Raw genomic sequence first — 745 nt, 5'->3', positions numbered from 1 at the left:
AAATTGCTGTACTAAGCAAATTAAAATTGAGATTGTTTAAATTAGCTGAAATTTCTATTGTATCAACACAATCTTGATTATTAAGCTATTTAACGCGCATACCAATCGAAAAAAACAAACCGTCATTAGAATCAAGGCTCATTAACTCATTTATGCTCTTTTTGTATGAAAACTGTAATAAAAATAACGCCTTATAATTTAGCAATTTTACATTTAGTATTCTTCCAAAAATCATCGTAAACGCAAATTAGATAACCTAATCTAAATACGAAAGTAAAAACATGCAAGATCCTTTAATTTCAATACCTTACTGCTATAATTTAAAAAAATATTCTTAAAAGATTTATAAAAAACCAATGAGCTGATTTCAGTATAGAACAAATTACTGAAGAGGCAGATTTTGAGAACTCCGCTTACAATCTTTTAACCATACATCATAAACAGGATGCTCTACCGCATTCAAGCCAGGACTATCCGCAAACATCCATCCTGTAAAAATACGCCGCACCTTTTTCTCTAATGTTATCTCATTAACTTCAACAAAACCAGTTGTATGGGTTGGCTCATCTTTGGACCCCGTATAACACACCCGAGGAGTCACCTGCAAAGCACCATATTGATAAACTTCACCAAGAGAAACTTCAAAAAGCGTAGTCCGACCAGTAATTTTATCAAGACCAGCAAAAACAACAATTGCATTGCTAACACGTTCAGCCGACACCCCCCCCATTGAAGATAAGAGCAC

Annotated in this window: 1 protein-coding gene; it reads right to left on the bottom strand. The window is 33.8% G+C overall.

From position 1 onward, the window contains the following. Nucleotides 1-382: 382 nt before the first annotated feature. A partial coding sequence (locus tag ACFIK8_RS11260) for a DUF2155 domain-containing protein (protein ID WP_375669476.1) occupies nucleotides 383-745 on the bottom strand: 363 nt, incomplete at its 5' end.

Source organism: Bartonella sp. MR168JLCBS, assembly GCF_042194175.1.
Note: the sequence above shows the minus strand (reverse complement) of the source record. Positions and strands in the feature narration are given on the sequence as shown.